Source organism: Sphingobium sp. KKT206, assembly GCF_055640555.1.
This window is the reverse complement of record NZ_JBVMWC010000003.1, coordinates 219,765-244,466: the sequence shown is the minus strand read 5'-3', so window position 1 is coordinate 244,466 and position 24,702 is coordinate 219,765. Positions and strand designations below refer to the sequence as shown.

Annotated in this window: 25 protein-coding genes and 1 pseudogene; 12 read left to right on the top strand and 14 right to left on the bottom strand. The window is 60.4% G+C overall.

What is annotated here, in order from left to right:
- Positions 1-42 precede the first annotated feature (42 nt).
- Positions 43-456: a MerR family transcriptional regulator gene (locus ACZ2HM_RS24280; RefSeq protein WP_374615333.1), complete on the bottom strand. Its 414-nt coding sequence runs from the start codon at positions 454-456 to the stop codon at positions 43-45.
- 75 nt (positions 457-531) lie between these two features.
- Between ACZ2HM_RS24280 and ACZ2HM_RS24275 the strand changes: the two genes are divergently transcribed.
- The 8 genes from ACZ2HM_RS24275 to ACZ2HM_RS24240 all read left to right on the top strand — a co-directional run bounded on the left by ACZ2HM_RS24275 (position 532) and on the right by ACZ2HM_RS24240 (position 9,069).
- Positions 532-927: a mercuric transporter MerT family protein gene (locus tag ACZ2HM_RS24275; protein WP_007015440.1), complete on the top strand. Its 396-nt coding sequence runs from the start codon at positions 532-534 to the stop codon at positions 925-927.
- 12 nt (positions 928-939) lie between these two features.
- The gene (locus ACZ2HM_RS24270; RefSeq protein ID WP_081096816.1) at positions 940-1,269 is read left to right on the top strand and encodes a heavy-metal-associated domain-containing protein; all 330 of its coding nucleotides are present in this window, start codon (positions 940-942) and stop codon (positions 1,267-1,269) included.
- Between the two features lie 38 nt (positions 1,270-1,307).
- Positions 1,308-2,726 carry a mercury(II) reductase gene (gene merA, locus ACZ2HM_RS24265; RefSeq protein ID WP_374615334.1) on the top strand — a complete coding sequence of 473 codons (1,419 nt, stop codon included), beginning with the start codon at positions 1,308-1,310 and terminating at the stop codon, positions 2,724-2,726.
- 91 nt (positions 2,727-2,817) lie between these two features.
- On the top strand, positions 2,818-5,787 hold the full coding sequence (locus ACZ2HM_RS24260) for a Tn3 family transposase (protein ID WP_458225886.1): 2,970 nt from the start codon (positions 2,818-2,820) through the stop codon (positions 5,785-5,787).
- Positions 5,788-6,023: 236 nt separating this feature from the next.
- Positions 6,024-6,455: a hypothetical protein gene (locus ACZ2HM_RS24255; protein ID WP_082545409.1), complete on the top strand. Its 432-nt coding sequence runs from the start codon at positions 6,024-6,026 to the stop codon at positions 6,453-6,455.
- Complete coding sequence (locus ACZ2HM_RS24250) at positions 6,448-7,116, top strand: superoxide dismutase (RefSeq protein WP_156397206.1); 669 nt, start codon at positions 6,448-6,450, stop codon at positions 7,114-7,116. Before ACZ2HM_RS24255 ends, ACZ2HM_RS24250 begins: the two co-directional genes overlap by 8 nt.
- A gap of 254 nt (positions 7,117-7,370) precedes the next feature.
- The gene (gene rnk, locus ACZ2HM_RS24245) at positions 7,371-7,784 is read left to right on the top strand and encodes a nucleoside diphosphate kinase regulator (protein ID WP_031293463.1); all 414 of its coding nucleotides are present in this window, start codon (positions 7,371-7,373) and stop codon (positions 7,782-7,784) included.
- A gap of 25 nt (positions 7,785-7,809) precedes the next feature.
- On the top strand, positions 7,810-9,069 hold the full coding sequence (locus ACZ2HM_RS24240) for a Glu/Leu/Phe/Val family dehydrogenase (protein WP_021223761.1): 1,260 nt from the start codon (positions 7,810-7,812) through the stop codon (positions 9,067-9,069).
- A 591-nt stretch (positions 9,070-9,660) separates the two neighbouring features.
- On the opposite strand, the gene ccoS is transcribed toward ACZ2HM_RS24240, so the two are convergent.
- From ccoS to ACZ2HM_RS24175, 13 genes are all read right to left on the bottom strand, one after another.
- Complete coding sequence (gene ccoS, locus ACZ2HM_RS24235) at positions 9,661-9,870, bottom strand: cbb3-type cytochrome oxidase assembly protein CcoS (protein WP_021223763.1); 210 nt, start codon at positions 9,868-9,870, stop codon at positions 9,661-9,663.
- Complete coding sequence (locus ACZ2HM_RS24230) at positions 9,867-12,128, bottom strand: heavy metal translocating P-type ATPase (protein ID WP_458225887.1); 2,262 nt, start codon at positions 12,126-12,128, stop codon at positions 9,867-9,869. The genes ccoS and ACZ2HM_RS24230 overlap by 4 nt, the downstream gene beginning before the upstream one ends.
- A gap of 2 nt (positions 12,129-12,130) precedes the next feature.
- Complete coding sequence (locus tag ACZ2HM_RS24225) at positions 12,131-12,949, bottom strand: DUF2189 domain-containing protein (RefSeq protein WP_004212715.1); 819 nt, start codon at positions 12,947-12,949, stop codon at positions 12,131-12,133.
- A gap of 198 nt (positions 12,950-13,147) precedes the next feature.
- The gene (gene ccoP, locus ACZ2HM_RS24220) at positions 13,148-14,026 is read right to left on the bottom strand and encodes a cytochrome-c oxidase, cbb3-type subunit III (RefSeq protein ID WP_004212713.1); all 879 of its coding nucleotides are present in this window, start codon (positions 14,024-14,026) and stop codon (positions 13,148-13,150) included.
- The gene (locus ACZ2HM_RS24215) at positions 14,017-14,187 is read right to left on the bottom strand and encodes a cbb3-type cytochrome c oxidase subunit 3 (RefSeq protein ID WP_004212711.1); all 171 of its coding nucleotides are present in this window, start codon (positions 14,185-14,187) and stop codon (positions 14,017-14,019) included. Before ACZ2HM_RS24215 ends, ccoP begins: the two co-directional genes overlap by 10 nt.
- Before the next feature lie 15 nt (positions 14,188-14,202).
- On the bottom strand, positions 14,203-14,955 hold the full coding sequence (gene ccoO, locus ACZ2HM_RS24210; RefSeq protein WP_004212709.1) for a cytochrome-c oxidase, cbb3-type subunit II: 753 nt from the start codon (positions 14,953-14,955) through the stop codon (positions 14,203-14,205).
- Between the two features lie 3 nt (positions 14,956-14,958).
- Entirely contained in the window at positions 14,959-16,602 is a 1,644-nt protein-coding gene (ccoN, locus tag ACZ2HM_RS24205) for a cytochrome-c oxidase, cbb3-type subunit I (protein WP_004212708.1), read from the bottom strand.
- A 169-nt stretch (positions 16,603-16,771) separates the two neighbouring features.
- Positions 16,772-17,437, bottom strand: coding sequence for an META domain-containing protein (locus ACZ2HM_RS24200; RefSeq protein WP_051743620.1), 666 nt, complete (start codon positions 17,435-17,437; stop codon positions 16,772-16,774).
- Positions 17,434-17,823 carry a YbaY family lipoprotein gene (locus ACZ2HM_RS24195; protein ID WP_167706876.1) on the bottom strand — a complete coding sequence of 130 codons (390 nt, stop codon included), beginning with the start codon at positions 17,821-17,823 and terminating at the stop codon, positions 17,434-17,436. The genes ACZ2HM_RS24200 and ACZ2HM_RS24195 overlap by 4 nt, the downstream gene beginning before the upstream one ends.
- A 164-nt stretch (positions 17,824-17,987) precedes the next feature.
- Positions 17,988-18,449: a hypothetical protein gene (locus ACZ2HM_RS24190; RefSeq protein WP_015449321.1), complete on the bottom strand. Its 462-nt coding sequence runs from the start codon at positions 18,447-18,449 to the stop codon at positions 17,988-17,990.
- 12 nt (positions 18,450-18,461) lie between these two features.
- Entirely contained in the window at positions 18,462-19,673 is a 1,212-nt protein-coding gene (gene hmpA, locus ACZ2HM_RS24185) for an NO-inducible flavohemoprotein (protein WP_030089513.1), read from the bottom strand.
- 40 nt (positions 19,674-19,713) lie between these two features.
- Positions 19,714-19,989: a TehB family protein gene (locus ACZ2HM_RS24180; RefSeq protein WP_458225888.1), complete on the bottom strand. Its 276-nt coding sequence runs from the start codon at positions 19,987-19,989 to the stop codon at positions 19,714-19,716.
- Positions 19,982-20,419 (bottom strand): group III truncated hemoglobin, encoded by a 438-nt coding sequence (locus ACZ2HM_RS24175; protein ID WP_030089515.1) that lies wholly within the window; start codon positions 20,417-20,419, stop codon positions 19,982-19,984. Before ACZ2HM_RS24175 ends, ACZ2HM_RS24180 begins: the two co-directional genes overlap by 8 nt.
- Before the next feature lie 109 nt (positions 20,420-20,528).
- Between ACZ2HM_RS24175 and ACZ2HM_RS24170 the strand changes: the two genes are divergently transcribed.
- From ACZ2HM_RS24170 to ACZ2HM_RS24155, 4 genes and pseudogenes are all read left to right on the top strand, one after another.
- The gene (locus ACZ2HM_RS24170; protein WP_004212699.1) at positions 20,529-20,987 is read left to right on the top strand and encodes an Rrf2 family transcriptional regulator; all 459 of its coding nucleotides are present in this window, start codon (positions 20,529-20,531) and stop codon (positions 20,985-20,987) included.
- A gap of 257 nt (positions 20,988-21,244) precedes the next feature.
- Positions 21,245-21,709 carry a cupin domain-containing protein gene (locus ACZ2HM_RS24165; protein WP_015449317.1) on the top strand — a complete coding sequence of 155 codons (465 nt, stop codon included), beginning with the start codon at positions 21,245-21,247 and terminating at the stop codon, positions 21,707-21,709.
- A gap of 78 nt (positions 21,710-21,787) precedes the next feature.
- Positions 21,788-24,055 (top strand): nitric-oxide reductase large subunit, encoded by a 2,268-nt coding sequence (locus ACZ2HM_RS24160; RefSeq protein ID WP_030089516.1) that lies wholly within the window; start codon positions 21,788-21,790, stop codon positions 24,053-24,055.
- Between the two features lie 458 nt (positions 24,056-24,513).
- Positions 24,514-24,699: pseudogene (locus tag ACZ2HM_RS24155) on the top strand (helix-turn-helix domain-containing protein); the annotation flags it as partial.
- Positions 24,700-24,702 lie beyond the last annotated feature (3 nt).

Below are 24,702 nucleotides of genomic sequence, written 5' to 3'. Positions count from 1 at the left end.
GACAGAAGATCAAATCCCGCAAAAATAGCGGCCTCACTTGTCCTATACGGACGAAAACTGAAGTGCGTCCAAAATAGGACATTCGGCAACGTCGTCGCCGGTGCATTTGTCTAATGTTGTCGCCAGCGCCGCCTCTATCTTCTGCAAATCGGCAATACGGCGACGGACATCGTCAAGGTGTGCTTGGGCTCTCCCCATCACCTCTGCGCACGTTTGCGCTCCAACGTCGGTCAGCGACAACAAAGACCGAATCTCATCCATCGCAAAGCTCAGATCGCGGGCGCGCAGGATGAACTGCAACCTTTGCACCAGTTCCGGCGAATAGACCCGGTAGCCATTGGCGTTGCGCGCCGGTGCTGGCAGCAATCCGACCTTCTCGTAATAGCGGACGGTTTCGAGATTGCAGCCGGTCCTCCGGGCAAGCTGAGCGCGTAAAATGCCAGATTGTGGCTGCATGAAAAACCTCTTGAGTCTGTACCTACTACAGAGGCTACACTGCGAATCACGAAGGCGGAAGAAAGGATTTGCGGCATGGCCTCAGCGCCTGAATCAGGACAGTCAGCCCTCACTGAAAACGACGAGCCGAAGCGGGCGAACTGGGTCGCCACGGGCGCGCTGATCGGCGCGGGGCTGGCCTCCGCCTGCTGCGTCGTGCCGCTCCTGTTCGTTACGCTTGGCATATCCGGCGCGTGGATCGCCAACCTGACCGCGCTCGAACCTTACAAGCCTTATGTCGCGGCGGTGACGCTGGCTCTGCTCGGCTACGGCTTCTGGCATGTCTATTTCAAGCCGAACCCACCCTGTGAGGACGGCTCATATTGCGCTCGTCCGCAATCGGCCCGCACTACCAAAGCGGTGCTGTGGCTGGGTCTCGCCATCGTCATCCTCGCGCTCACCATCGACTGGTGGGCACCTTGGTTTTATTGAAAGGGTACACCCATGAAGAAGACTATACTCATTGGGCTGGCCGTGCTGGCAACCGCCGGTGGCGGGGTCGCCCTAGCACTTGACAATTCAGCACAGGATCGCCCTGCGGCCACCGCAACCGCTCAGAGGCAAGCCACCTTTGCCATCGAAAACATGACCTGCGCCACCTGCCCGATCACCGTGAAGAAGGCGATGGAAGGCGTGGCAGGTGTCAGCGCGGTGACGGTTGATTTCGCCGCCAAGACCGCGCGCGTAACATATGATCCTCGCCGCGCGAATGCTGCTGCGATTGCCGCTGCGTCGACCAATGCGGGTTATACGGCGCGCGCTATTCAAAACTGAATGACGGCGCCCGTCGCGCCTGAAGAAAGCTGTATCCAATGAACGATTGTTGCAACCGCCCTGGGCGGGATGGATATGACGTGGCCGTCGTCGGTGCGGGCTCGGCGGGTTTTTCCGCCGCGATCACCGCCGCCGAACTCGGGGCGAAAGTCGCGCTGATCGGCCATGGCACGATTGGCGGCACCTGCGTCAATGTCGGCTGCGTTCCGTCCAAGACGCTGATCCGTGCCGCCGAGGCGGTGCACGGTGGGCGAGCCGCCACGCGCTTTCCCGGCCTTGGCGGTAACATTCAACTAGGCGATTGGGCGCAGCTCGCGGCATCAAAGGATGAATTGGTCAGCACGCTGCGCCAGAAAAAATATGTCGATCTTCTGCCCGCCTATTCCGGGGTAAGCTATATCGAGGGCAAGGCACGCTTCGCAGACGGTGCGCTGATCGTTGACGATGTGCCGATAAAAGTCGGCAAGGTCATATTGGCGATGGGTGCGCACGCCGCCGTGCCGCCGATTCCGGGGATGGACAGCGTGCCCTACCTAACCAGCACATCGGCGCTGGCGCTGGATCGCTTGCCCAAATCGCTGCTGGTGATCGGTGGCGGGGTGATCGGGGTAGAACTGGGACAGATGTTTTCGCGTCTGGGCGTTGATGTCACCATCTGCTGCCGAAGCCGCCTGCTCCCCGAAATGGACCCGGAAGTGAGTGCCGCGCTGAAAAACTATTTGGAAGCCGAGGGCGTGCGGGTTTGCGCAGGTGTCGGCTATCAGCGTATCGCCCAAACACAGAGCGGGGTCGAATTGACCTGCGAGGGGCATTGTGACACCGTCGCGGCGGAACAGGTGCTCATCGCCACCGGACGCCGACCCAATAGCGACGGGCTTGGGCTGGAGGAGCGCGGCATAGTGCTTGCCCGTAATGGTGGAATCGTCGTCGATGACCACCTCGAAACGTCGGTCTCAGGCATTTACGCGGCGGGCGATGTAACGGGACGGGACCAGTTCGTCTACATGGCCGCCTATGCCGCAAAACTGGCCGCGCGCAACGCGGTGACGGGCAACCAATACCGCTACGACAATTCCGCCATGCCATCCGTCGTCTTCACCGACCCGCAAGTCGCCAGCGCCGGCCTCACTGAAACGACAGCACGGGCGCAAGGCCTGGACATCAAGGTTTCGCTGCTCCCGCTCGATGCTGTGCCAAGGGCACTGGCAGCACGCGATACGCGGGGTCTCATCAAACTGATTGCCGACAAGGCGAACGACCGTTTGCTGGGCGGCCAGATCATGGCACCCGAAGGCGCGGATTCGATCCAGACACTGGTGCTGGCGATCAAACACGGCATGACCACCCTGGAATTGGGTGCAACGATATTTCCTTACCTGACCACTGTGGAAGGCCTCAAACTGGCGGCCCAAACGTTTGATAAGGATGTCGCCAAACTGTCTTGCTGCGCCGGGTGATTGCTCGGGGATCAACCGGCAACGAATGGCCTCCCTCCAGTGCAAGCCGCTTTGGTGTCAATTTTGTTATTCGCCTCAGCGGGAGAGCAAAATGGCACGACGCCGACTTCTGACCGGAGACGAGCGCCGGCGCCTGTTCGATCCTCCTGTCCAAGAAACCGCGATCATTGGGCATTATACCCTTTCTGCGGAAGATGTTGAATTGGTTGGGCGCCGCTATGGTCCAGCAAATCGCCTCGGTCTGGCTGCACAAATCGCTTTGATGCGACATCCCGGCTTTGGTCTGCAACCCGAGATCGGGCTTCCCGACGTCATTCTTCAGTACCTCGCGGCACAGTTATTCGTCGATCCTTCCTCCTTCTCTGCATATGGTCAGCGCGCGCAAACCCGTACCGATCATGCCGATCTCGTGGCGCGTTATCTTGGCATACGCCCGTTTCGACGCGGCGACCTGGCACTTGCCCTGAATCTTGCCGCGCAAGCCGCCGAGTATACAGACAGAGGTGAACCGATTGTTCGCGCCCTCATGGTTGGCCTGAAGGGTGAGCGGTTCATTCTTCCGTCAGGCGACACACTGGAACGCGCCGGTCTTGCTGGCCGGGCACGCGCACGCAAAGCTGCCGCAGCCGCAATCGTCGAAGGCCTCAGCTCTGCTGAACTGACACGGCTAGACGAACTCGTAATCAACAACCCGGATTTCGGCATGACACCGCTGGCGTGGTTGCGTAATTTCGAAGAAGCCCCGACTGCGGCCAATATCAATGGCTTGCTTGAGCGCCTGCGCTATGTTCGCGGCATAGGTATCTACCCGGTAGTTGGGGGCGCCATTCCGGAATTCCGCTTTGCCCAATTTGTCCGCGAGGGCGGCGTGGCACCGGCATTCCTGCTTTCGGATTACAGCGTCAATCGCAGGCGGGCGACGTTGACGGCCGCAGTGATCGACCTTGAGGCCAGACTTGCCGATGCCGCGATCCAAATGTTTGACCGACTTATCGGCGGCATGTTCACGCGCGCGCGGCGTGGGCGCGAGCGTCGCTACCAAGATAGTATTCAGTCGGTGGGGCAACTCATGCGGCTGTTTGGCGCCACGATTACAGCACTTGATGAGGCTGTCCAGAATGGCGGCGATCCGCTCGAATTGATTGACGAAGCGGTGGGCTGGCACCGGCTTGTTGCGGCAAAGGCCCAAGTAGATGCCCTTGCTGATCTTGCCGGCGAGGACGCACTGGTAACGGCAACCGAGCGTTACGCCACGCTACGGCGTTTCAGCCCGGCATTTCTGGACGCCTTCACCTTCAAGGCGTCTGGAACAGGGACGGCACTGATCAAAGCCATCGATGTCATTCGCGATGCGAACACACGAAAGTCGCGCGACCTTCCCGATGGCGTTCCACTGCCATTCCCCAATCGGCAGTGGAAGCGTCTCATCACCGAAAGCGGCCGTATCGACCGCCGACGTTATGAAATTGCGATCATGGCAACCTTGCGTGATCGTTTGCGCGCCGGTGATGTATGGATCGAGGGAACCCGCAACTATCAGCGCTTCGATGCCTATTTGCTGGGTCGGCGCGACGCCGCCAAAGTGGCGGATGTGCTTCCGTTCGATTCAAATGCTGCATCCTACCTCGCTGACCGGGCACGAAATCTTGACTGGCGGCTGCGCCGATTTGCCAAGCAGTTGAAAACAAACAAGCTTGAGGGAGTGTCGCTCGAACGAGACCGGCTCAAGCTTCAGCAAATGCCGCCTGTCACCCCACCGGAAGCTGAAGCCCTCGATCGCAAGCTCGATACCCTGCTTCCCCGCGTGCGCATCACCGAGCTGCTGCTTGAAGTCGCCGAACGCACTGGTTTTTTGAACGCATTCCGTGACCTGCGCTCAGGCAAGGAGCACGACAACCCCAGCACGGTACTCGCCGCAATTCTGGCTGATGGCACCAACCTCGGGCTGGAGCGGATGGCCAATGCCAGCGAAGGCGTCAGCTATGCCCAACTCGCATGGACCCACAACTGGTATCTTTCACCCGAGAACTATCAGGCCGCGCTGGCCATGATCATCTCAGCCCATCACGAATTACCCTTCGCGCGGCATTGGGGCGCTGGCACCAGTTCGTCGTCCGATGGCCAGTTCTTCCGGTCGGGGCGGAGCCGTTCAGGGGCGGCGGACGTCAATGCCAAATATGGAACCGAACCTGGCGTGAAAATCTATTCCCACCTTTCCGATCACTTCGCATCATTCGGATCACGGATCATGTCCGCGACGGCAGGTGAAGCGCCCTACGTGCTCGACGGCCTTGTCCTGGGCGCTGGCAACCTTCCGTTGCATGAGCACTATACCGATACCGGCGGCGCGACCGATCATGTTTTCGCACTCTGCCACCTGCTCGGGTTCCGCTTTGCGCCCCGACTGCGCGATATTGCCGACCGCAAACTGGGTTCGATCGCTGCGCCATCGACATACAAGGGCATCGAAAGCCTGATGGGCCGCACCATCAAAACCGCAGCGATCGAGGCTGATTGGGATGACATCGTCAGGATTGTCGCCTCAATCAAGGATGGCACGGTGGCGCCGTCAGTAATCTTGCGAAAGCTTGCCGCCTACAAACGCCAGAACAGGCTGGATTTTGCATTGGCTGAACTGGGCCGTATCGAGCGCACTTTGTTCACGCTCGATTGGCTCGAACAACCGGAACTGCGCCGTGCCTGTCAGGCCGGTCTCAACAAAGGCGAAGCGCGGCACACGCTTGCCGCCGCCATCTATACCAACCGGCAGGGCCGGTTCACCGATCGCTCGCTGGAAAATCAGGAATTTCGTGCATCTGGGCTGAACTTGCTGATCGCGGCGATTTCCTACTGGAACACGGTCTATCTCGACCGCGCCGCCAAGCACCTCAACGCCGTCGGCACAACGTTCGATGCGGCACTGCTCGCGCACCTGTCTCCGATGGGCTGGGCGCATATCAGCCTGACCGGCGATTACCTCTGGGAACAGGCAAGGCGACTTCCCGCAGGTGAATTCCACCCACTCAACGAGCCAATGGCGCGGTTGAAGCGTGTTGCGTAGCCGATGTTCCGCTTATGTCCGAGAAATCGTTGTCTGGCGCACGAACCTTGAGGTAACGCCCAAATCGAAGCGCTCGCAACCAACCCGGTCATTTTGCGGCGATGGCGCGAGGGACCATCCTTGACGCTCCATGGCTGGGTATATGGGATCGGCGATGGTTTGCTCAAACAAGTCTGCCCTGCGCGCGCAGGGCCGGCCTCCCATGAACGACCGTCATCGACCACGGCATCGCCACCATGACGCTGTCAGCCCCCGTGCGAGACGCTGCATCAGCGAAGCGCGCCGAACTTTTGGCGGCTGCGATCGCGGCATGCCAGTCTTCTCCGGCGAGCAGCCGCAGTCTCGACGCGGAAATAGCAAGGGCAATCTTTGCAGGTCTCGCCGACCTGGCAGTGATCGAGCAGGGGGTCTGGCAACATGGCGATGGCAGCCGGGTGCGTGCGTTGCATTACTCGTCGCAGGAGCGTGCCGCAGCCACCCTCGTGCCAATGGGCGGCTGGATGGAACGCGCGGGTCGCGCGGCAATCGTTCATACGGCCGACGGCCATTGGGCTGGCGATCACGCTGTCGAGCCGATTGCTCTATGCATTGCGGCTTTGAGCGCAAGATTGTCACAATATTCGATTGGTTTGGGAAGAGGCAGCCTCTCGGGAGACTGGCATGAGTGAGCAACCGGAAAGGATGGCGCCCGTTTTTGAGTTGCCACCACTGCCCTATGATCTGGCCGATCTGGAACCGACTTTGTCCGCGCGGACCCTGGCCGTTCACCATGGCAAGCATCACGCACGATACGTAGACACGCTGAACCGCCTGCTAGCAGAGGAGAATTTTTCGGCGCACTCGCTTGAGGAGATCATTGCGATCGCACGGGCGAGCGAGACTACGGCTCTTTTCAACAATGCTGCACAGGCGTGGAACCACGCCTTTTTCTGGGAGAGCATGGCGAAAGCCAGATCGGCGCCGTCCGGACCGCTCGCCGAGGCGATCCAAGCCCATTTCGGCAGCACCGCCGCTTTAGCGGAAGCGTTCATTGCTGCGGGCGCCGGTCATTTTGGTTCGGGCTGGGTCTGGCTGATTGCCCGACATGGCACACTCGAGGTCGTTTCGACCCATGATGCAGCCACGCCGTTCCTCGAAGAGGGTAGCACGCCGCTCCTCACCTGCGATGTCTGGGAACATGCCTACTATCTCGATTATCAGCAGGACAGGCCGAACTGGCTAAAATCCTGGTGGGAGGAGCTGGCCAATTGGTCTTTCGCGGCGCAGCAGTTTGAGGCATCGCGCAACAGGAGCCCCGGTTGGCATTATCCTTTGCCCATCACTGGCTGAATGAGATGACGGTGCCGGAAACGCGGATCGCGACCCGCATCATTTGACTTTGTAACCGCCCGATTGCATCATGTACCGATGCAGACTCGACGCTGTCATTATCGCTTCCGCCACCATGGGGGTCAGCTTCTCGCGGGCATCTAGCCCCGGGTTCTGGTGCGCGCTGCCCCGAACTCGGGGCTTCTGACATATCCCGTTTCAACGGACCAGTCCGGCTCGGCCGGATGGCGTCACTCGCGGAAAGCGAAAATACTATGAGCAAGAGCAAGGCGAGCCGTCGGCCGCCCATCCATATGATCGAAGCCGAAGCTGATGCGCTTGCCGACCTCGCAATGGCAGCGCAAGATAGGCTACCGCAGGTGAGCGAGCTGTTGTTGACCGAAATCGGTCGCGCGAATGTGCACGCTGCCAATCGGGTCCCCCGCGACGTCGTCATCATGCATGCCCACGTCGAGTTCGTCGATGAAGCCAGCGGCAAGAATTATAGCTATCAGTTGGTCTATCCCCGCGATGCAGACATTGCCGCTGGTAAAATCTCCATTCTGACCCCCGTCGGGGCAGGCCTTATCGGCCTGCGCGAAGGACAATCGATCTTGTGGCCGGATCGCGACGGCCACGAACGAACGCTGAAGATCACGCGCGTTTCCCAAGCGCAAACAGCTATTTAATCCTATTTTCTAGAGAGGCTTATTCATGAGCGCATCCATGCTGGATCAGGCACTGACTCGTCTCGAGGATGCTGCCCGCCATCTCAGGCTCGATCCAGACGTTCTGGAAAAACTCAAATATCCCCGCGAAACGACAAAGACGCGGCTGCTGATCCGAATGGATGACGGCTCGCGCAAATCGTTCATGGCCTGGCGCTGCCGCTATGACGATACACGCGGCCCGACCAAAGGTGGCATCCGCTTCCATCCGGATGCCACCGTCGACGAAGTAGAGACGCTCGCTTTTTGGATGACGTTCAAATGCGCGGTCATGAACCTGCCTTATGGCGGTGGCAAAGGCGCCGTCCAGGTCGATCCCCGCAAACTGTCGAAGGCCGAGCTCGAGCGGCTGTCGCGCGCCTATATGCAGGCCTTCTCCTCGATCATCGGACCCGATCGGGATATTCCGGCACCGGACGTCTACACCAACGCCATGATCATGGGCTGGATGGCCGACGAATATGCTTCGATCGTTGGCCGTGTCTCACCGGCAGTCATCACCGGTAAACCCATTGCACTGGGCGGATCGCTGGGCCGCGATGATGCTACCGCGCGCGGCGGCTTCTATCTGCTTCGCCATCTCGAAGCGGAACTTGGTGTCGGTCCCGGCGCGCGCGTCGCGGTGCAAGGGTTCGGAAATGCTGGAAGCCACATAGCGCGGCTGCTTGACGGTGCCGGCTATCTGATTGTCGCCGTGTCTGACTCGCGGCACGCGGTTTCTAACCCTGACGGATTGTCGATCGATCGTTTAGTCGAGGCTAAACATGGCAAAGGACTTGCCAGCCTTGTCGGATCGAACGGAACAGAGGCGATCGCGCTTGAGGATCTCATTGCAACCGACTGTGAGGTGCTAGTTCCCGCCGCCCTTGAAAACCTGATCCACGCGGACAATGCCCAGCGCGTTCAAGCGAAAGTAGTCCTCGAACTGGCCAATGGTCCGGTCACCCCTGAGGCAGACGCCCTACTCGCTGCACAGGGTGTCGCGGTTCTCCCGGACATTCTCGCCAATGCCGGCGGTGTCACGGTTTCCTATTTCGAATGGGTGCAAAACCGGCAAGGCTTTTATTGGACCGTTGCTGAAATTCACGAGAGACTCAAAGCGAGCATGGAGGCTGAGGGCCGCGCCATCTGGGAAAGAGCCGGTGGCGCCAAGATCTCGCTTCGAACCGCAGCCTATGTCCATGCGCTCGGACGACTGGCAGAAGCCATCGAAGCGCATGGAACCCAGCAATTTTTTACATCATGATAATACTGCGATAAGTGCCGAACGATCAGGCCGCGAGCAATTCGTCGGCAGGTCCGAAAAATTCGTCATGGATCCTGTCGGGGGCACACCAGGAAGCGATAGGGTAGAAACCGCATCTTGCTCATCCACCGTCTTTGCGCGGATTATGTCCTATCCAAGCTGCGGGTTTTCTTGCTGAAAGCGATTTCGATTGAAGCCTCATCGATCTCATCGATCTCATCGATAAACTTTCCGCTTGCGACCAGAAGGCATTCCTGACGTGCCATCTCCATTTTGAGACCGGCCAGGTCTGGCCAAACGCCAGGCCGCCTCCCCGGAAAGCTACCGGAACTTCTCCACCGGCACTCCCCAGAATTCTCCCCGTGCCGACATTCTCGAGGACCTGCGGTGAAGCCGCTTGCGTGCTATCCCTCGTCAGATCCAGCATCACAGGAGATTTCGGGCAACCGCGGCAAGACTGAGTACAAGCGCGACAAGGCTCGGGATGATGACCGCCGCTCCGCAGATGAAGGCGAAGACGCCCACCCAATTCCAACTCCGTGCCTGTACCATCACTGCGTCCTTTGCCCAACAATACCCGCACCGCCATCCTTATCCCAAACGATTTGCCTCGCCCTCGGTTTCGGGTCGCCAATCGTCACGTTCGACAAGAGGCCGGTCTAACGTGGCGTCAATCAAGACTCTCTCGGCCGCTCCATCAAGATCATCAAATTGTCCCGTGCGCATCGACCAGAGAAAGGCGCCCAGCCCAGCAAGACCCATCACCAGCGCGACCGGCACCAACCACAGGATCCCGCTCATCGGGTAACATCCAATGGAACGAGGGGCGGCGCCGGCGCCCGACTGCTAAGGCGTGATCCGCGTGCTGCGGGAATTCGCAAGGAGTTCGCAACGACCGAAATCGACGAAAGCGACATGGCGACGGCAGCAAGCAGTGGGGTGACATAGCCCGCCATGGCCACAGGAATCACCAAAAGGTTATAACCGACGGAAAGCGCCAGGTTCTGGCGGACACGTTGCCGGGCCGCGCGCGCGATCTGCACAGCGCGCGGAACCGCATCGAGATCCTGGCCGAGATAAACAATATCCGCGGCCGCCCGACCGATGTCGGCGGCATTGGAAGGAGCCATCGAAACGTGCGCCGCCGCCAGTGCCGGTCCATCGTTCAGCCCATCACCCACCATCAAGGTCAGGCGCTGACTGTCCGCCAGCGCCTGAAGCCGCTCCACCTTATGCTGCGGCAGCAATCCGGCACGCCAGTGGGCGATACCGATCGCGTTCGCGAACCCCGACACAGAAGCAATGTGATCGCCCGAAAGCAGTTCGATAGGCAGCCCAAGCGCGTCAAGCTTGGCCACCGCTTCCCGCGCACTCGTCTTTTCAACGTCCAAGAAGGCAAAATGGCCGGCAAGCTCACCATCGACCGAGAACACGGTCTGGAAACCGCCACTCTCGCCCGTGCCTGGATTCAAAGCCCAATCGGCACGCCCCAGGCGAAACAGATGGCCGTTCCGCTGGCCCTCCAAACCCCGGCCCGGCAGCTCGGAAAAACTGTCCAGATCGAGGCCGGACAAGGCGCCGCCGTTGGCGGCAATCGCGCGTGCGACGGGATGGTTGGAACGCGACGCCAGCGCCATCACGATTGCGCGATAGGGTTCATCGATGGCGATCTTGCTCACTCGCAAATCGCCATGAGTGAGCGTGCCGGTCTTGTCAAAAATCACGGTATCGACCTGTGCAAGCCGCTCGAGCGCGCTTCCATCCTTGAGCGCGATGCCGTGCTCGAACAAGCGCTTCGCCGCGGCGACCTGAACCATGGGTATGGCGAGACCAAGCGCGCAGGGACAGGTCACAATGAGCACCGAAATGGCAATGGTCAGCGCCCGATGCCAATCGCCTGTGTCAAGGAACCACCCGGCAAACACGGCCAAGGCCAGCGAATGGATGATCGGCGAGTAATAGGCCGCAACACGGTCGGCGAGACGGCGATAGCGTGCTCTGCCCTGCTCGGCCGCTTCCATCATTCGCACCATTTCGGATAGAAAGGACCGCGCGTGGCTGTTGGTCACACGCACCTTGAGCGAACCATTGAGATTCAGCATGCCCGAAACGAGCGTGCTTCCCGGTCGTACCGGCACCGGCATCGCCTCGCCCGTGACCGCGGCAGTGTCGAGATCGCCCTCGCCCGCAAGGACAAGACCATCCAGCGGAACACGCTCGCCTGGCGCGACGAGGATGACATCACCCACCGAGACATCCTCGAGCGGTCTAAAAGCGCGCGATCCATCCGTGCCGATTACATTCGCGCCCGCAGGCGTCATTCGCGTCAGCCCGAGCACGGCCGAACGGGCCTTGTCACGCATGGCATGGTCGAGCGTTCGTCCGACAAGCAGGAAAAAGATCAGCGTCACGACCGCGTCGAAATAGGCATGGCGTCCGAAATGCAGCGTGTCGTAGATGCTGAGACCCAGTGTCAGGACGATGCCGATCGAGATGGGCACATCCATATTGGTGCGTCCCGCGCGCAATGCCGACCATGCCGACAAGAAGAAGATGCGCCCCGAAAAGAATACCGCGGGAAGCGCGAGCAGCGCCGAGATGAGATGGAACAGCTGCCGCGTAGCGGGGTCGGCGCCTGACCAGACCGACACCGAAAGCAGCATGATGTTCATCGCCGCGAAGCCGGCGACCGCTGTCGCGACGATCAGCCGGCGCTTTTCGGGGTCGGTGCGATCGTCCGGTTGGCTGAGAAGATTTGCCTCGAAGCCCGCCTCGTTCAGCGTTGCCAGCAAAGGCGGTGCACTCGCGGTTTGCGCTTGCCGCCATGTGACGGTCACACGCCGCGTCGATAGATTGACCCGAGCCGCTACCACGCCCTCGAGGTTACCAAGGATGCGCTCGATCTTCGCCATGCATCCGCCGCAATGCGCGGTCGGGACCGACAGTTGCGTCCTCATCGTTCCGTCATCCAGCGATTGGCTGGCGAAGATGAGTTCATCGACCGATTGCCCGGTCAATGATGTCGGCGCCTGGACGGCAGGCATGGCATGGCTGGCCATGTCTAGGCCTGCGTGTCTGAGACCGCGCGATAGGCATGCCATGTGGCATGTCCAAGCCACGGGAAGATGACGATGAGGCCGATCAAGCCCGTCGCCGCGCAGAGTATGAAAAGCGCAAGGACGATGGCGCCCCAGACGATCATCGGCGCAAGGTTGTTCCAGACGAGCGCCGTGCTTGTTCCCATCGCCGTGAGCGCATCGACCTTGCGATCGAGGAGCATCGGAATGGCAAAAACACTGATCGCAAAAGCGAATGAGGCGAACAGGCCGCCCACCGCCGTGCCGACGCCGAGAATAATCCATCCCACCGGCTCGGTCAGCAGGAAGGCGGTTATGTGAGGCAAGCCGGGAAAGGGGCGCACGCCGAAGAACAACGCATAGATGAGCACCGCGGATCGCATCCACAGTAGCATCAGCAGGCTGAGCAGGACCCCGGTGAAAAGCACCTGCGGGCCCGCCGCCGGTTTCACCAGGAGCATTTCGCGCAGCGACGTATCGCGTCCCGCTTCTCGGTTGCGGCTTTTCTCATAGAGTCCGATGGCCAGCAGCGGGGCAATGATCATGAAGCCGGCGAGCGCGGGAAAAAGAATATAGTCGCGGCCATACAGCGCGAGCATCGCGACAGCAGCGAGAGACAGAAGGAAAATGCCCAGACCGTAGGCCAGGCTCGGCATCGGCCGATGGAAAAGATCCTGCCATCCGGCCTTGAGCCATTGGAAGCCGATGGAAGCGGGAAGATGGCGCTGAAACCGCGCGCTCTTCGTCTCCTCGATGCCCGAGGTCTGGCTCAGCAAGCCATAAGAGGGGCTTTTATCGCTCATGTCCCGCTACCTTTCAGCATGCCGATTTCGCCGCGCGATACTGCCCGCTCCCGTTCGCGCGTTCCTTCAAATGTCCCACGCATTCGGGCTGCGAGCGAAAGGCGACGTAGAAAAAATGCGCGTTCGCAAGAACGAACAGCAAAAGGCCTGCTGCCACCAGCGTCCAGACCAGCCACCGGGATCGGGATCGCATGGCCGTCATCGCTGAGGCGCGCTCAGCGAATGAACATAGAGCGCCAATATCTTGATATCCGAGTCCGTAAGCCGCTCGTCCCATGTCGGCATATGCCCCTGGCGTCCGCCATGGACGGTCTCCACGATCTGATCGATGTCTCCTCCATAGATCCAACGCGCGTCCGTCAGATTGGGAGCGCCGACATCGCGCTTCCCGCGCGCATCCTCGCCATGGCAAATCGCGCAATTGGCCATGAAGACCTCGCGCCCCGATACAATCGACGTCCGATTGGCATTCGTCACGAACTTGGGATGCGACAAGGCGTAGACATAGTTGGCCGCCAGACTGACCTGATCGGCATCGAGTATCCCGTCGCGTCCGAACGAGGGCATCTGCGAGACGCGCCCCTGCGGATGCTCCACATTGACCCCAACGCGCATGGTCTGCGCGATCGTCTCAAGGTCGCCGCCCCAGATCCAGTCGTCATCGGTCAGATCGGGATAACCATAACCCCCCTTGGCATTGATGCCGTGGCAGGCGGCGCAGTTGTCGCCGAACAACCGGTGGCCGGTGCTACGCACGATGGTCATGAGCCGGGGGTCGGCCGCGATCTGCTCGAGGTTCTCGCTTTCGATCCGCTTTATCCAGTCGGCCCGTCCCGCCTGCGAATCGACCAGGTGCTTTTCGACCGAGGTGCGCTGGTCGATGTTGAGAATTCCCTTGGTGTAGGTGTCGCCCAAGGGCCAAGTCGGCATGAGAATCCACCAGGCGAAAGCGAAGAGATGGGTGACGATCAGAAAAATCAGCACACCCTTGGGGACCGGCGTATCGAGCTCCTTGATGCCATTCCAGACATGGCCGGTCGTTTCATGACCGCTGACGGGATCGCGCTCTACGTCCATGGCTTGTCGTCCTGATCGAGAACGCTTTGTTTGGCTCGGTTGAACTTGCCACGATTGGACGGCCGGAACGTATAAATGAGGACACCGATCATCAGACCGATGAGGTAGAACAGCCCCCAGCTTTTCGAGAATGCAACAAGAGCCTCGTGGCTTATGTCCATGCCTGCCTCCTCATGTCATTTCACCGGCTCTGGCGGCTTCTGCGGCGCGGCCGTATTCTTGTACGGCACGTCGGTCAGCCGGCCGAGAACCTGAAGATAGGCGACGAGCGCGTCCATCTCGGTGACCTCGGTCGCCACATCGTCGAACACGCGAACCTGCGTTTCTTCGCCATACCGCTCGGTGATACCGGACGAGGTCGAGCTTTCCGGTGTCGCCTGGTCGAAGGCATCGACGCTCGCATTCTCGATCATGGCATCGGTGTAGGGCACCCCCGCGGCCCGCAGCGCCTTGAGGTGCAAGGGCAGATCAGCGAGGCGCAAGGGCGTCCGCGCCAGCCAGGGATAGGCCGGCATATTGGAATCGGGCACCACATCGCGCGGATTGGTCAGATGGGCGACGTGCCAGAAATCGGAATATTTGCCGCCAACGCGGGCGAGGTCGGGTCCGGTGCGCTTCGAACCCCAGAGCATCGGATGGTCATATTTGGATTCGACCGCGAGCGAATAGGGACCATAGCGCTCAACTTCGTCCTGCAGCGTCCGGATCATCTGGCTGTGACAGGCATAGCATCCTTCGCGCACATAGATGTTTCGCCCCGCCAGTTCGAGCGGCGTGTAGAGCCGCATGTCTGGCGCCTCCTCGACCGTCTCGTCGATCGTGAAAAGCGGAGCGATCTCGACGAGGCCGCCGACACTGGCAGCCGCGATGATGGCGAGCACGAAGCCGATCGCCGAACGTTCGAGCTTGCGATGAAACAGTTCCGCCACGGCTCAGGCCCTCCCCGCCGCCGTCGCGGCCTGTAGCGGGACGTCGCCTTCGAACGGCGCCTGGGCCGAGGCGGCGCGAATGGTCCTCCACATATTGTAGGCGCCGATCACAGCACCGATCAGGAACAGGAGGCCGCCGAGCGTACGCGCGATGTAATAGGGATACATGGCTCTGAGCGAATCCAGGAAGGAGTAGGCTAGCGTGCCTTCCTCCGTATAGGTCCGCCACATCAGGCCCTGGATGATGCCCGAGTTCCACATGGCAAAAATGTAGACAAGAGTGCCGGCAAGCGAGAGCCAGAAGTGCCACTCGACCAAGGCGGGCGAATACATCGCCTCGCGCTTCCACAAGGACGGCACCAGCGTGTAGAGCGAGCCGAAGGTGATGAGCGCCACCCAGCCGAGCGCGCCGGCGTGAACATGGCCAACCGTCCAGTCGGTGTAATGCGAAAGCGAATTGACGGGCCGGATGGCGAGGAACGAACCTTCAAAGGTCGAGATGCCATAAAACACCGCCGCGACCATCATGAAGCGGAGCGTCGCATCATCGCGCACGCGGTGCCAGGCGCCGTTCAATGTTAGCAAGGCGTTGCCAGCCGAAGCCCATGACGGCACGAGGAGCATCACCGAGAAGGTCATGCCCAGCGTCTGAACCCAGTGCGGTAGGGCGGTATAATGAAGGTGGTGGGAACCCGCCCACATGTAGAAGAAGGTAATGCCCCAAAAGCTCAGGATCGAGAGACGGTAGGAGAAGATCGGCCGCTGGGCCCGGATGGGCAGGTAGTAATAGAGCATGCCCAGGAAGCCCGCCGTCAGGAAGAAGGCGACGGCGTTATGACCATACCACCACTGCACCATAGCATCCTGGACGCCCGACCAGATGGTGTAGCTCTTCGCATGGCCCAGCGAGACCGGAATCGCGAGATTGTTGATGATATGGAGTATCGCGACGACGAGAATGAAGGCCATGAAGTACCAGTTGGCCACATAAATGTGTGGTTCCTTGCGGCGTGCGAGCGTCCGGATGTAGAGGATGAAGTAGGTCACCCAGACGATCACCAGCCAGATGTCGGCATACCATTCGGCCTCGGCATATTCCTTCGATTGGGTAACCCCGAGCAGATAACCGCTGGCCGCGAGGATGCAGAACAGGTTGTAGCCCACCAGCACGAACCAGGCCGAAAGCTGATCGGGAAGACGCGCCCGCGAGGTCCGCTGCACGACATGCAGCGAGGTGGCGATGAGCGCGTTGCCGCCAAAGCCGAAGATCACGCCGCTGGTGTGCACCGGTCGCAAGCGGCCGAAGCTCGCCCAGGCACTGTCAAACGTCAGGTCAGGGAATGCCAGCAGCGCGGCGACCCAGACCCCCACGAACATCGCCACCACCGCCCAAGCCATGCTGGCGATGATGCCGGCCTTGATGGGCTCGTCATAGTAGCTTTGCAAACGGGATTTTGGCGGTTCCGGTCCCCAGATGCCGCGGATTACGATGATGGCGCAAATGGCGGCAATGGCCAGGATCAGCCAGCCGTGGATTTCCATTGTGTCCTGATTGCCTGCCGCTGCGAGAACGAGGCCGCACAGACCGACGGCAACGGAAATGGCGAGCGCGATCTGGCGTTCGGTCTCGGTCAAGGTCAGTATCATGGCCGATCTATTTCCCCCCTCATCGGTCATCGCCACGGGCTGACAGCGCAGCAGCAGGTTCGCTCCCGATGGGAACACAGCTCGCGCCGAACCAGCAACACGCGGGTCGGACGGAAGTTCCCAACTATTGCCCTGCCGTCTCCCGCGGTAAACACCAAAAAATCAGTGGTCAGCGTCGCTCGCCACGCATCGCGGCCGAATTTGAACCTGTGTTTGGCGACGGCGCAATGGACTTTTGCCGATCAAGCTCTTGGACCGTTAAGCCTGTGTCCAAGACTGGCTCGACCTCCGTCTCCGATCGGTCAGGACTGAGCGGCAGCCGCTCTTCAGCATACTGCGGTCGAATCAGCGTATCGCCGCCAGGTATCGTCCGTCGTCGGCACGGAAAGAGCACTGACCCATTGCTGTTGACGGACCATGAGGTCACATCCTGCAGAATGGCCAGGAACCTGGTTTCCTGGTTTCCGAGCGTCGGCACGCAAGCCCGCCGCGTCACGGCGAGCGGCCCAATCCGAAGCGACTGTCCCTCGATCGAGTAGTCGCCGGTGAACCTGTTGCAGCCGGCCGATCCGCTCACTCGGCCGTCTTGCGAAAACTGCACCGTCACATTGGATCTGTCGATCAGACCCGTCTGATTGATATCCTCCACCTTGAATTGCGGGCCGATCAAGCCTGAAGCCGCCGGGCGGTCACCAACGCGAACCATATTGAGCGTCCCGAGATCCTGCTCGAACCGCGTGGGATCGACCGAATGGACCGTATCTGTGGTCCATATCAGCTTGCCCTCGGGATCGGTAATCGTCGCGCGGACTGCGTAACGCATGTTGGTCTTCAAGTCCTGTGTTCCTTCACCCTTATCGAAAATGGCAAAGGAACCTGCTGCCCTGCTATCTCGCGCGTTTCCTCGGCGATGATCGCCGATCTCGCATCGGCGCGCGAAACGTCCAGCAGTCTTACGTTGAATGTCGCGCGGGCAGGCAGAGCGATGCGCTGACGATAGGATGCGTTGCCGGTTACGACCTTGTCTCTCAGCTCGGCGACAGGGGCTTGGCGATCGACGTATCGCGCGTCTGTCGCGCAGCCACCGAGCGTGAGCATGGTCGCCGCCAGTACGGCAATGAAGGGCTTGTTGAACATGGCGTTTTCACTTTGCTGTGCGATTGGAGCGGAAGAGAGCGGGTCAGGCGGATCCCATGGCGTCAGCATAATGGGGGACTTCAAGCGGCTGTCCTGTAGGAATCGACTTCGCATAGGATGGTTCCGAACCATGAAAGTCCGATGGCGGGCGGAAGATTGGGCTGGATTGGCGCGGGCCGCCGGGCGGATATCTGATCCCGTCCTTGGGAGGACAGGCACGAATTTTGGAACCATACGAAAAGCGCAGTCTAGAAACCGTGGCTTCCCGCCACTGCGCCGAGAACCGTGACAACCGCGATACCCAGCAATATTCGGTGAAGGGCCTCCATTCGGGCAAAATCTGCGGCGGGCTTGACCGATGTCATCATTCGGCGGTGGAGAAACAGCGGCTCGATCACGAAAAGCATCGCGGCGAAAATGGCCCACAGCCCAACCATCGCATGCATCCACCAGAACCGAAGATCGAAAAAGCGGTCCCACATCTGCGCGCGATAGATCATCCAGAAACCGCTCAGTCCTGCCAACAGCACCCAGAGGCGCGCCTGCGCCGCAAAGCGCCCCTCCAGTCGATGAAAGGCCGCCAGCCGCTCCGCCGGCGGATTGGCGGCGCGCACGGACGGCATCACCACAAGCGTCACGAACGCCACGCCGCCGATCCAGACAAGGACCGCCAGGACATGAATGGCTCGGGCCAGGATGATGTCGTCCATGCCTCCGCTCCCTCAAGCCGCGAGCAGTTCGTCAGCCGGGCCGAAGAACTCATAGTGGATCCTGTCCGACGGCACACCCGCCAGCGACAGGGTCGAGACCGCATGACGCAAGAACGGACGCGGCCCGCAGATGTAATAGTCCGCTTGTGCGACCGGTGTGCTGGCGACCAGCCATTCATCGGTAATTATGCCGGCCACATCGTAGTCGCTGCCCTCTGTTTCATCCTCGAGCGGGGTCTGGTGAAAATCGGTGATCGCGATCGATTGGCCATGGCTCGCCACAGCGCGGACATGGTCGCGCATCGCATGGGTGTCGCGGTCATGCGTGCCGTGGATGTAATGAACCGGCACTTCGGCGCCGTTCTGAACGAGGGCTTCGAGCATCGCCACCATCGGCGTCAGGCCCACGCCGCCCGACAGCAGTACGACCGGCCGTTCGACATGATCGGCAAGGAAGAATTCGCCGGCGGGAGCGGCCACCTTCAGGATCGTCCCGGGTTTCGCCTCGTCGTGCAACCAGCCCGAAGCGAGCCCTTGCGGCTCGCGCTTGACCGAAATGCGGTAGGTTTCGCCATTGGCGGCGGCCGAAATCGAGTAGTTGCGCTTGACCGGCGGATGTCCGGGAATTTCGAGCCAGAAGGTAAGATACTGGCCCGGCTTGTGGCGCATGACGGGGCCGCCGTCGACGGGGCGAAGGACAAAGGAATTGATGACGCTGCTTTCGCGCACAACGTCTTCGACGCGGAAATCGCGCCAGCCGTTCCAGCCGCCGGCCGCGTCCTTCTGTTCGGTATAGACGCGCTGTTCCCGCGCGATCAGGATATTGGCGAGAAACCAATAGGCTTCCCCCCAGGCACCCAAGATTTCATCGGTCGCCGCACCGCCCAGCACCGCCTTGATCGCGCCGAGCAGTGCTTCGGCGACGTGCGGATAGTGCTCCGGCAGTATCTGGAGACCGACATGTTTTTGCGCGATGCGCTCGACCGCCGGCGCAAGCGCGCCGAGATTATCGATATTGCTGGCATAGGCGAGAATGGCGCCAGTGAGCGCCCGCGGCTGCGACCCGGCGTCACCATGATGCGACTGGTTGAAAAGGTCGCGGATCTCCGGGTTCTGGAACATCCTGGAATACATTTCATGCACGATATCCAGGCCATGCGCTTCAAGTGCAGGGACCGTCGCCTTGACGAGCGCGATGGTCTGATCGCTGAGAGGCTGCGACATAAACTTCTCCTTGTTGGAAGGGGTTCGAGTTTCCCGACGATCAGTCGCCGGGCGGCTGATCATAGAAATCGACCCGCATTTTCATGGCGCCGACGGGCGTCACGAAGTGCGGCTGCTGCGGAAGGATCAATCCGGGCCGTTCGGGCGTCAGGACAACCTCCGACGGTGGATCGAGATAGGTCAGCCGAAGTTCACCCTCCAGAACACGGATCAAACCCCAGACACCCGCCTTGGTATCATAGCGTGCCCGCAGGGCGGCCGGGAGCGTGTCCTGATCGAACACCGGCGTCGAACGATAGGGTAGAATGTCAGGCATGGGTGGGTACTCGCCGTTCGCAATGAATGGACCCGGCCTCGCCGTCAGCGACGCTTGGCCGATCGAGCCGAAAAAACATGGCAAGCTGCAGGCTCTCGGCAATCCGCTTCGCTTTCGCCTGCAGAGCCGCAGCTGCGTCGGGCGCCATCATCTCGTTTGTCGTACAGTCCCACAGCGCGAGCCAGCGGTCGAAAAGCGCTGGCGTTATCCTCGACCTGTGCTTCAGGTGCGCTGGCATGGGCTGGCCCTTGTATCGGCCACTGGCGAGCATGACGGATGACCAGAACGCCGCCAGCTTTTCGAGATGTTCCGGCCAGTCATCGATCGCGTCGTTGAAAATCGGCCCCAGGTCGGCATCTGCGCGAACGCGCGCGTAGAAGGCGTCGACAAGCTGCTTGAGCGCCTCATCCTTCAGTTCCAGCTCGGTCATTCGCCCGACTCCAATCATGTATCACGAATGCATCTATACTTTTCCCTGAAAACATGCAAGGTGAATACATCTTAATGCGACGAGCTGAGGAAGAGAGTGGGAACGCCCCATGAAACTGACCCTGTTCACCGACTATTCGATGCGCGTGCTGCTCTATCTGGGCGCGCGGCCTGACCGCCTGTGCTCGATCGGTGAGGTCGCGCAGGCCTACGGAATCTCGCAGAATCACTTGATGAAGGTGGTGAACCAACTCGCACGCAGTGGTGATGTGGAGAGTGTGCGTGGACGGTCGGGCGGCATCCGCCTGGGGCGGCCGCCCGAAGAGATCAACATCGGCGCACTCATACGCCAGACCGAGGACGGCTTCGATCTCGTTGACTGCGGCGGATGCGTGGTCGCGCCTGCATGTGGGCTGACGGGCGTGCTGAAGGAGGCGCTCGGCGCGTTCCTGGCGGTACTTGACCGCTATACGCTTGCAGACCTGCTGACGAAGCGGCGAGATCTCGCGTCGCTCTTCGAGCGTAACGCGGCCGATCGGTTCGAAACCCCTGCGGCGCCAGATGGATGATTGACGTCTTGGCGCATCGAAGCCGAAAAGGAGGAACGTGACATGTTCTGTCCAGAATGTGGTGAACCGGTCGATCCCGCTCCCTTTGACGGTCGTCGCCGCGCGTCGCGGTCATGGATCGCCGCAGGACTCCAAATCGGCGCGCGATGGGTAAAGCTATTGCGCGCTGGACGCTCCAAGCCGGACCGCACGCGGCAGTCCGCTTGCCCGTCTTGCTCCAATCATAAAACCACGAACACGGAAAGGAATTGAACGATATGGCCCTTCACCACGCAGCGCCCGGAGAAGTCGTCGATCTCTTGCCCGAGAACGTGACGACACATGAAGAACATTCCACAGCGATCGTGAAGGCGGACCATTTCGAAACCATCCGGCTGGTGATCCCGAGCGGCACCGAAATGCGCCAGCATCAGGTGCCGGGCAGCATCATGCTGCATTGCCTCGAGGGCCATGTGAAAGTCGAGCTCAGCGCAAGCTCGATCGAACTGCGGCGTAACCAGTGGGTCTATCTCGAAGGAGGCGCGCCGCACTCGGTCAAGGGCGCGGAAAACTCTGTGCTGCTTCTGACGATCCTCTTTCCGCCTGTAGAAGGATCACAGGCAAAAGCCGGCACCGAGACCTTGGCGGTCGAGGCCTATGACGATTGCGACTGTGTCGACCGGTGGGAAGCGGAAGGCGGTCCGGTCGTTCAATCGGATCAGCCTGCCCCCAGGAAGAATTGATCACGGGCGGCATGATGGCACGGCGCGCAGCGCGCTAGTCGCTTTGCTGTACCGCCTCGTAGCCCATAGGGGAGAACCATGGATCGAACACGTCAGCTCTGGATTTGGCTTCTATCATTGCTGGCAGTCTCTTTTGCCGTCCTGCTTCTGGTTGGCCGCGACATCAGCATTCAGGCGCCGCCGCTTCCCGCCAAGGTCGTGACCGCAAACGGCGAAACCGTCTTCACCCGTGCCGAGATGCAGCGTGGCCGCCAGGTCTGGCAATCTATGGGCGGCATGCAACTGGGCTCGATCTGGGGACACGGCGGCTACGTAGCGCCCGATTGGTCAGCCGACTGGTTGCACCGGGAATCACTGGCACTTCTCGATCTCTGGGCACAGCGGGATCTGGGCGGCGCCTTTGAGAGTTTAAACGAGGAACACAAGGCGCTCCTCCAGCGGCGGCTGCAAACGGAAATGCGCCGAAACACGTTTGAAGCGAGCACGGATACCATCACGATCAGCAACGATCGCGCGGTGGCAATCGAGCGGGTGGCAAAGCACTACGTCAATCTGTTCGGCAACGACCCCGCCACCGCCGAGCTGCGCGAAAACTATGCCATGAAGAACGATACGGTCCCCGACGCAGGGCACCGAGCCGCCATGACCTCCTTCTTCTGGTGGACGGCCTGGGCGGCCACAACGGAACGACAAGGGCGGACGACAACGTATACGAACAACTGGCCGAGCGAGCCGCTGGTCGGGAATCGCCCACCATCAAGTACATTCATCTGGTCGGCCTTCAGCGTCACCTTCCTGCTTGCCGGCATCGCGCTGTTGGGTTGGCACCATGCGGTGACGCACGGACGAAGGGAGAAGGAGCACGACCTCCCCGCGAAAGATCCGCTGCGCGAGATCGCGGTGACGCCTTCGATGCGGGCGACAGCCAAATATTTCTGGGTCGTTCTCGCACTGTTTCTCGCGCAGATCATGCTGGGTGCAATGACGGCCCACTATCAGGTCGAGGGGCAGCTGGTTTATGGCTATGAAGCGGCCGAGATCCTGCCCTATTCGATCACCCGCACCTGGCACACGCAGCTTGCCGTGCTGTGGATCGCGACAGCCTGGCTGGGAACGGGCCTCTACATAGCTCCTGCGATCTCGGGCCATGAACCGAGGTTCCAGGCTCTGGGTGCCAACATCCTCTGGGCCTGCCTCCTGATTATCGTCGTGGGCTCCTTTGCCGGGCAATGGCTCGCGGTGATGCAGAAACTGGGACTGGAGAGGAACTTCTGGTTCGGACACCAGGGCTGGGAATATGTCGATATGGGGCGCTTCTGGCAGTGGTTTCTCTTCATCGGCCTGATGCTCTGGCTTGTGCTCGTCGGCCGGGCGCTCTGGCCTGCGCTCAAAGAGAAGTCCGAATCCCGCCACATCACGATGCTGTTTTTCCTATCCGCCGTAGCCATCGGACTCTTCTACGGTGCCGGGCTGTTCTGGAATGAGCATACAGCGCTCTCCATGATTGAATATTGGCGTTGGTGGGTGGTCCATCTGTGGGTCGAAGGCTTTTTCGAGGTGTTCGCCACCGCGGTCATCGCCTTCCTCTTCACGCGCCTCGGCCTCATTCCGACACCCACCGCCACGGTCGCCGTCTTGTTTGCCACGATCATCTTCATGGCAGGCGGAGTGCTGGGAACGTTGCACCATCTCTACTTCGCGGGAACCTCGATCGCGGTGCTGGCGCTTGGCGCGAGCTTCTCAGCGCTCGAGGTCGTGCCGCTCGCCTATATTGGCTTCGAAGCTTATGAACACTGGAAGCTGAGCAGCGCGACACCCTGGATGCAGCGTTATAAATGGCCCGTCATGTTCTTCCTCGCGGTATCCTTCTGGAATCTCGTCGGAGCAGGCCTGTTCGGCTTCCTCATCAATCCGCCGCTGTCGCTCTATTACATGCAGGGTCTCAATCTGACGCCGCTGCACGGACACACCGCATTGTTCGGCGTATACGGCATGTTGGGCGTCGGGCTCGTCCTGTTCTGCCTGCGTGGCATGTTGCCGAACCTGATCTGGAACGAAGGCGTGCTGAAGACGAGCTTTTGGTGCTTCAACATCGGCCTTGCGTTGATGGCGCTCCTGACCTTGCTGCCACTTGGTACGCTTCAGCTGATCGCCGCGATTGACAAGGGCTACTGGTACGCTCGCTCGGCCGAGTTCATGCAGCAACCGGTGGTCGATCTGCTGGTGTGGCTGAGGGTTCCTGGAGATATCGTCTTTTCTGCCGGGGCGGTAGCGCTCGCCTGGTTTGTCGCCAGTCTTTGGCTCAGACCCCGGTCTGACGACAGCGAGGCGCAAATTGCACAGTGATCGATCGAGGAGTCCGATGCCGCGCAGTCCCAGCCAACCCTTGCTCGTGGGCTAGCCACGTTCTGTCGACAAACGCCACACTTGGATGCGAGTTTCGGTGAACCTTTTGTCCATGCGCACCAAACTTCTGTTCGCAGGTCTGGCAGCCGGGTCGATGGCTGCTCTATCCTCGCCCGCGATTGCTCAGATGCCGCCCGGCTCACGGGACTGTTCATTCCAGTCGCTATCGCCGGAGGAAAAGTCTCGGTACCAATCCCGTTACCGGCGCCGCGTGCGCGTCGATGAGCAAGCTTTTCCCGATAAATGGCTGTATGAACAGGTGTGCATGACAGCCTCTGAGCGCAAAGCTGTTGAGTTGCACTGAGAAGTGACCCGGGAGGGTTATAAGTTTTCACTGAGAATTGACCCATGTTTTCCTCGCCCCTGGCTGACAGTCAGGAGGCATCGGAGTGATCGACATGGACCTACTCAGTGTGATCCGCCGCTGGCATTTTCGGCAAGGCATCCCCATTCGCGAGATCCGGCGGCGGACTGGATTATCGCGCAACACGATCCGCAAATATCTGCGCGATGACGCGGTGGAGCCGACGTTCAAGGTTCCCAAACGGCCGAGCAAGCTTGATCAGTTTGCAGAAAAACTGAGTAAG

What these genes read in the sequence shown, in the direction of transcription:
- ACZ2HM_RS24190 (WP_015449321.1), bottom strand. Translation starts at nt 18,449, where the DNA reads ATGGACGACATCATCCTGGCCCGAGCCATTCATGTCCTGGCGGTCCTT.
- ACZ2HM_RS24180 (WP_458225888.1), bottom strand. Translation starts at nt 19,989, where the DNA reads ATGCCTGACATTCTACCCTATCGTTCGACGCCGGTGTTCGATCAGGAC.
- rnk (WP_031293463.1), top strand. Translation starts at nt 7,371, where the DNA reads ATGAGCAAGAGCAAGGCGAGCCGTCGGCCGCCCATCCATATGATCGAA.
- ccoP (WP_004212713.1), bottom strand. Translation starts at nt 14,026, where the DNA reads ATGGACGTAGAGCGCGATCCCGTCAGCGGTCATGAAACGACCGGCCAT.
- ACZ2HM_RS24260 (WP_458225886.1), top strand. Translation starts at nt 2,818, where the DNA reads ATGGCACGACGCCGACTTCTGACCGGAGACGAGCGCCGGCGCCTGTTC.
- ACZ2HM_RS24275 (WP_007015440.1), top strand. Translation starts at nt 532, where the DNA reads ATGGCCTCAGCGCCTGAATCAGGACAGTCAGCCCTCACTGAAAACGAC.
- ACZ2HM_RS24240 (WP_021223761.1), top strand. Translation starts at nt 7,810, where the DNA reads ATGAGCGCATCCATGCTGGATCAGGCACTGACTCGTCTCGAGGATGCT.
- ACZ2HM_RS24170 (WP_004212699.1), top strand. Translation starts at nt 20,529, where the DNA reads ATGAAACTGACCCTGTTCACCGACTATTCGATGCGCGTGCTGCTCTAT.
- ACZ2HM_RS24280 (WP_374615333.1), bottom strand. Translation starts at nt 456, where the DNA reads ATGCAGCCACAATCTGGCATTTTACGCGCTCAGCTTGCCCGGAGGACC.
- ACZ2HM_RS24230 (WP_458225887.1), bottom strand. Translation starts at nt 12,128, where the DNA reads ATGGCCAGCCATGCCATGCCTGCCGTCCAGGCGCCGACATCATTGACC.
- ACZ2HM_RS24215 (WP_004212711.1), bottom strand. Translation starts at nt 14,187, where the DNA reads ATGGACATAAGCCACGAGGCTCTTGTTGCATTCTCGAAAAGCTGGGGG.
- ccoN (WP_004212708.1), bottom strand. Translation starts at nt 16,602, where the DNA reads ATGATACTGACCTTGACCGAGACCGAACGCCAGATCGCGCTCGCCATT.
- hmpA (WP_030089513.1), bottom strand. Translation starts at nt 19,673, where the DNA reads ATGTCGCAGCCTCTCAGCGATCAGACCATCGCGCTCGTCAAGGCGACG.
- ccoS (WP_021223763.1), bottom strand. Translation starts at nt 9,870, where the DNA reads ATGAGCGGGATCCTGTGGTTGGTGCCGGTCGCGCTGGTGATGGGTCTT.
- ACZ2HM_RS24165 (WP_015449317.1), top strand. Translation starts at nt 21,245, where the DNA reads ATGGCCCTTCACCACGCAGCGCCCGGAGAAGTCGTCGATCTCTTGCCC.
- ACZ2HM_RS24250 (WP_156397206.1), top strand. Translation starts at nt 6,448, where the DNA reads ATGAGTGAGCAACCGGAAAGGATGGCGCCCGTTTTTGAGTTGCCACCA.
- ACZ2HM_RS24255 (WP_082545409.1), top strand. Translation starts at nt 6,024, where the DNA reads ATGACGCTGTCAGCCCCCGTGCGAGACGCTGCATCAGCGAAGCGCGCC.
- merA (WP_374615334.1), top strand. Translation starts at nt 1,308, where the DNA reads ATGAACGATTGTTGCAACCGCCCTGGGCGGGATGGATATGACGTGGCC.
- ACZ2HM_RS24160 (WP_030089516.1), top strand. Translation starts at nt 21,788, where the DNA reads ATGGATCGAACACGTCAGCTCTGGATTTGGCTTCTATCATTGCTGGCA.
- ACZ2HM_RS24270 (WP_081096816.1), top strand. Translation starts at nt 940, where the DNA reads ATGAAGAAGACTATACTCATTGGGCTGGCCGTGCTGGCAACCGCCGGT.
- ACZ2HM_RS24225 (WP_004212715.1), bottom strand. Translation starts at nt 12,949, where the DNA reads ATGAGCGATAAAAGCCCCTCTTATGGCTTGCTGAGCCAGACCTCGGGC.
- ACZ2HM_RS24175 (WP_030089515.1), bottom strand. Translation starts at nt 20,419, where the DNA reads ATGACCGAGCTGGAACTGAAGGATGAGGCGCTCAAGCAGCTTGTCGAC.